Below are 5,376 nucleotides of genomic sequence, written 5' to 3'. Positions count from 1 at the left end.
GGGGGGGGGGGGGGGGGGGGGGGGGGGGGGGGGGGGGGGGGGGGGGGGGCGCCCGGGCCCGCGGGGGGGGGGGGGGGGGGGGCCCCGGGCCGCGGAGTCCATCGACTCGGGGGCGGCGCAGCGGACGCTGGAGCGCTGGGTGGCCGCCACTCAGGAGTAGCCGACCGGGTCGGTGGCTGCGACGGCCGGGCAGGTGGCCGGGCTGGCGGTGCGCCGACCGTGACACGAGGGCGCGTTCCCGTACGGGGCGCGCCCTCGCGGCTTGCTGGGCCTTCGGACGGAGCTTGCCGTACGGAGCTGCCGTAGGCGGGGGCGTAGTGGGGTGCAGACGGGTGTGCGGAGGTGGTGGTGTGAGGTTGTTGGGGCAAGGGGGGTGGTTGCGCTCGTCGTGTGGTGTGGCATGATGCTTCCCAGGTCACGAGTGACAGCGACATAGGCCCCGGCCCGCTGTCCGGCAACCCTCCGTCCGTGGCGGGGTGCCCCGGGTGATGACCAGGCCGTAGGCAGCGAGGCTTACGGCAAGCGCGGACCCCTCGCACTCGATCCGACGATCCGAGTGAGAAGACCAGGGGTCCTGGTGGTCGAGGGAGATGCTCAGTGAATCAGCGAATGCGCTAGGGCCGGTCAAGGCCCCGTTTTTCCCCATCCGGATGTCCGGACCTTTCCGGCCTGGTGACCCGTGCGTGTGCACGAAGGCGTCCCGGGCCGTTCCCACCGATCGACCGTCGTGCCCGGCACGTCGTCGCGCCCACTGGTCGTCGGTGTCACCCACGCCACGCCGCTTCCGCCGTGTGAAGCCCTGCCCTGCCGGGAGATCTCGCCATGTCCACGCGCCCCTTCGCCGCCGCCCCGTCCACCGTCGCCGCCGCTGCCCCCGCTGACGCCGACGCCTGCTGCGCGTCGCAGGACGCCTGCGCCTGCACCGCGGCGGTGACCGACGGTGCGCCGCTGCCCGTGCTCGGCACCGACGTGCGGGTGCCGCTGGTCACCGGCGGCGAGGTCGGCTACGCCGCGCTCGACTACGCGGCCAGCGCCCCCGCCCTGCGCCGGGTCTGGGAGGACGTGGCCGCGTACGCCCCGTACTACGGCAGCGTGCACCGCGGCGCCGGCTACCTCTCGCAGCTCTCCACCGACCTGTTCGAGACCAGTCGGGCGGATGTGGCCCGCTTCCTCGGGTGCCGCCCCGACGACGAGGTCGTCTTCACCCGCTCCACCACCGACTCGCTCAACCTGCTCGCCGCCGTACTGCCCGCAGGTACCCAGGTCTTCGTGTTCGAGACCGAGCACCACGCGGCGCTGCTGCCCTGGCAACAGCGCGAGGGCGTGCGGGTGACCTACCTGGACGCGCCGCGCACGCCGGACGCGGCCGTACGGACCCTGGAGCGGGCGCTCGCCGACCGCGAGCGGGACGGCGGGCCGGCGCTGGTCTGCGTGACCGGTGCGTCGAACGTGACCGGTGAGCTGTGGCCGGTGCGTGAGTTGGCGGACGCGGCGCACGCGCACGGCGCCCGGATCGTGCTGGACGCGGCGCAGCTCGCCCCGCACCACCCGGTGGACGTGGCCGAGTTGGACGTGGACTGGATCGCCTTCTCCGGCCACAAGCTGTACGCGCCGTTCGGCTCCGGGGTGCTCGCCGGGCGCACGGACTGGCTGCGCGAGGCCGAGCCGTACCTCGCCGGCGGCGGCGCGAGCCGCACCGTGGCGCGCGGCGCGGACGGCGAGGTGGCGGTGGAGTGGCACACCAGCGCGGCCCGGCACGAGGCCGGTTCGCCCAATGTGATCGGCGTGTACGCCATCGCCTCGGCCTGCCGGGCGCTGACCGAGGCGGGCTTCGACGCGCTGGTCGCCCGTGAGCAGCGGCTGATCGCCACCGTACGGGCCGGGCTCGCGGAGGTCCCGAAGGTGCGGGTGCTGTCGCTGTTCGGTGACGACGCGCCGCGGGTCGGCGTCATCTCCTTCGTCGTGGACGGCTGGAACAGCTCGCACTTCGCCGCCGCGCTCTCCGCCGAGTACGGGATCGGCGTGCGGGACGGCCTGTTCTGCGCCCACCCGCTGGTGCGGACCCTGCTCGACAGCGAGCCGAACGAGCCGGGCGAGTGCGGTGCCCCCGAGGGCGCGCCGGGCGAGCGCTCGCTCAACGCGATCCGGGTCAGCTTCGGCGCCGGCACCCCGGACGAGCACGTGGAGCGGTTCGTACGGGCCGTGCGCGAGCTGGTGCAGCAGGGCGCGCAGTGGAACTACCGCACGGAGAACGGCCGTTGCGTGCCGGACCGCGGGGTGGCGGCGCAGGCGCACTGAGCCTGAGCCGGGGCGGGGCGGCTCGCTCTGGTGAGTGGTGAGTGGTGAGTCGGTCGATTCGGCTGGCCCCGGGGTGGGTGGGACGGTTGATCGGGCCGGCCGAGCGGTGGGTTGGTCGCTTCGGCCGGGTGGGTGGCGAGGGTTGCCGGGGCGCGCGGCCCCGCCCCCCCCCCCCCCCGGGGCCCCGGGCCCCCCCCCCCGGACGGCGGGGTGGCGGGGGCGGGGCGGGGGGGGGGGGGGGGGGGGGGGGGGGGGGGGGGGGGGGGGGGGGCGGGCCCGCGCGCCCCGGCCCCGGCCCCGCCGGCGGTCAGCCGTGTACGGCCCGTACGGCCGGGGGTTCCTCGGTGGGCGCGGGACAGCGCGCCGCACTGGTGTGGGTGCTGGCGTGGGGGCTGCTCCGGGCGCCGGGGTGGGGGCCCAGGTGGCCGCTGGTGTGGTGGCCGGCGCCGGTGTCGATGCGGGTGCCGATGAGGATCATGCGCAGGGCTTCTTCCGTCGCGTCGGTGAGGAACTCGCGGCCCCGGTCCAGCGCCTCGGCGAGCGCCACCGGGGCGGGCAGGATGCCGCGGTACGCGTCGACCCCGGCGCCGCGGACCGCGTGGGCGCCGGCGCCGATGGTGCCGGCGAGCGCCAGGACCGGCCGGCCGTGCGCCTTGGCCCGACGGGCGACCTCGGCCGGCACCTTGCCGCGGGTGGTCTGACCGTCGAGCGCGCCCTCGGCGGTGACCACCAGATCGGCGCGGGCCAGCCGGGCGTCCCGCCCGCGCCCGTCGCGCAGCACGTCGAACCGCGGCAGCAACTGCCCACCGAGCGCGGCGAGTCCCGCCCCGAGACCGCCGGAGGCACCGGTTCCGGGGCCGTACCGCAGATCGGGCGGGGCGGCCGGCCCGGTGAGCACATCGCGCGCGAGGACGGTCACCCAGCGGTCCAGGGCCGCGGCCAACTCCTCCACCTGTTCCGGGGTCGCGCCCTTCTGCGGGCCGAAGACGCGGGCCACGCCGCGCGGTCCGCACAGCACGTTGAACGGGTTGCAGGCGACCAGGAGCGTGGTGTCGGCCAGGCGCGCATCCAGGCCGCTCGGGTCGATGCGGGCCAGTCGGGTCAGGGCCCGGCCGCCGGGCGGCAGTTCGCGTCCTGCCGCGTCGAGCAGCCGGGCGCCAAGCGCCTGGAGCGCGCCCGCGCCGCCGTCGGAGGTGCCCGAGTCGCCGCAGCCCACCAGGATGCGCCGGGCGCCGCAGTCCAGGGCGGCGCGGACGAGTTCGCCCACGCCGCGGGTGGTGGTGGCGCCCGGGTCGCGCCGGTGCGGCGGTACCAGGGACAGCCCGGCCACGGCGGCCATCTCGACCACGGCGGTGCGTTCCGCGCCGGCGGGGCCGGCAGAGCCAGCCGCGGCCAGCGGGCCGCCCGGTGCCGCGGTGCCGAGCAGGGCGAAGTGGCTGGCGATCGGGTCGCCGGTGGGGCCGGTCGCGCGTACGGCGTGCAGGGCGCCACCGGTGGCGGCGGCCAGCGCCTCGGCGGTGCCCTCGCCGCCGTCCACCAGCGGGATCAGGTCGGTCTCGGCATCGGGCGCGACGCGGCGCAGCCCCTCGGCGATGGCCTCGGCCGCCTCCCGTGCGGAGAGCGACCCCTTGAAGCCGCTGGGGGCGACGGCGATGCGGAGGGGACGGGGCGGGTGGGTGTTCATGGTGCTCCGGTGGGTTGGGGTTTGGGGGTTGTGGGTTGGGGTTCGTGGGTCGTACGGGGGTTGTGGGCTGTACGGGCGTACGGGGCGTGGTCGCGGGGGGCGGTGCGTGCGTCGCGGTCGCGCGGGGTCGTTTCGGGGCGCGGGCAGGGGGACGGGAGTACGCGGGCGGGGCCGGCCCGGGGCGCGTGGCGCGGTGTCAGGCGCCGAGCAGGGGCCAGACGGCGAGGGCGAAGACGAGGACCAGGGCGGCCGTTAGCGGCGCCAGGACCAGGGAGAGCCGCAGCAGGTCACGCGGGGTGTAGGTGGGGGTGTCCGGCAGGTCGGCGAAGAGCGCGACCGGCTTGGCCGACGCGGGCAGCGTGTGGCAGAACCCGGCGGCTGCGGTGGAGGCGAGGGCCGCCACCACGGGATCGACCCCGGCCGTGCCGGCGGCGGCCACCACCAGCGGCACCAGCACGCTGGAGCGGGCCGAACGGGACTGGAGCACCAGGTGGGCCGCGGTGCTCAGGGCGATCACCACGGTCAGGAACAGCCAGCGGGGCACGCCGTCCGTCGGCAGGCCCGAGACCAGCCAGCGGGCCGCGCCCGAGGCGGCGAGGGCACCGCCCATGGCCAGGGTGGCCGCCATGAACAGCAGCAACGACCAGGGCACGGTGCCCAGCGCGTCCTTCAGCCGTACCGTGCCGAGCGCCGGGGACGCCGCCACCATCGCGCCGATTAGCGCGACGACGGCGGGCGGCACGTGGTGCACCGGTTCGCTGCACCAGAGCACGACGACGGTGCCGAGCAGCAGCGCGCAGCGCGCCTCGGCGGGTGTCAGCGGGCCGGTCACCGGCTGCTCGGTGTGCGCCTGGAGCTGCTCGGCCGTGATGCGTACCGGCCCCGTACGGTCGGCGCGCCGGGTCGTCGTCAGCAACACCGTCTCCGCCGCCAGGTGTGAGGAGGCGATCGCCAGCGGCAGCCCGAACAGCAGCCAGCGCGCGAACCCGATCTCCTCGCCGGTGGTCTCCCACAGCACCGAGACGGTGATGAGGTGTGCCCCCGCGCCGATCAGCGTCGCCACGGCGGAGAGCAGGATCACCGTGGGGAACAGCAGTGCGAGCGCTACCACCAGCCGCGCCCGGTCGGCCAGCGCCCTGGCCAGGGCCAGGAACACCGGCAGGGCGAGCGCGGCCCGGCCCGAGGTGGCCGGGATGGCGAACGCGGTGGCCACCAGGGCGGCCGTGGTGAGGTGGACGAGTTGGCGTACGGTGCGCGCGCCGCTCACCAGGAAGGCCGCGGCCCCGGCCGCGCGCCCGCGCCCCGGGTGGTTTACACAACTGCGAGGCCCCCCGACGGGCGCCGGTGGGGGGTTGGGGGGGGGGGGGGTGTAAAAAATGGTGGGGGGGGGGGGG

The 5,376-nt window shown here is 76.7% G+C and carries 3 protein-coding genes and 1 riboswitch; of the genes, 1 reads left to right on the top strand and 2 read right to left on the bottom strand.

Features of this window, described 5'->3' with window-relative positions; all coding sequences use genetic code 11:
- Positions 1 to 413: 413 nt before the first annotated feature.
- Positions 414 to 531: riboswitch (SAM riboswitch) on the top strand.
- A 291-nt stretch (positions 532 to 822) separates the two neighbouring features.
- Entirely contained in the window at positions 823 to 2,298 is a 1,476-nt protein-coding gene (locus AAHZ94_RS27835) for an aminotransferase class V-fold PLP-dependent enzyme (RefSeq protein WP_349996254.1), read from the top strand.
- Between the two features lie 307 nt (positions 2,299 to 2,605).
- Here AAHZ94_RS27835 and AAHZ94_RS27830 read toward each other — a convergent pair whose 3' ends face one another.
- Both AAHZ94_RS27830 and AAHZ94_RS27825 read right to left on the bottom strand, forming a co-directional pair.
- Entirely contained in the window at positions 2,606 to 3,982 is a 1,377-nt protein-coding gene (locus AAHZ94_RS27830) for a glycerate kinase family protein (RefSeq protein WP_349996253.1), read from the bottom strand.
- 196 nt (positions 3,983 to 4,178) lie between these two features.
- On the bottom strand, positions 4,179 to 5,376 hold a 1,198-nt coding region (locus AAHZ94_RS27825; protein ID WP_349996252.1), incomplete at its 5' end, for an SLC13 family permease.

The organism is Streptomyces sp. HSW2009, from assembly GCF_040240285.1.
Classification (GTDB): domain Bacteria; phylum Actinomycetota; class Actinomycetes; order Streptomycetales; family Streptomycetaceae; genus Streptomyces.
Note: the sequence above shows the minus strand (reverse complement) of the source record. Positions and strands in the feature narration are given on the sequence as shown.

What these genes read in the sequence shown, in the direction of transcription:
- AAHZ94_RS27830 (WP_349996253.1), bottom strand. Translation starts at nt 3,982, where the DNA reads ATGAACACCCACCCGCCCCGTCCCCTCCGCATCGCCGTCGCCCCCAGC.
- AAHZ94_RS27835 (WP_349996254.1), top strand. Translation starts at nt 823, where the DNA reads ATGTCCACGCGCCCCTTCGCCGCCGCCCCGTCCACCGTCGCCGCCGCT.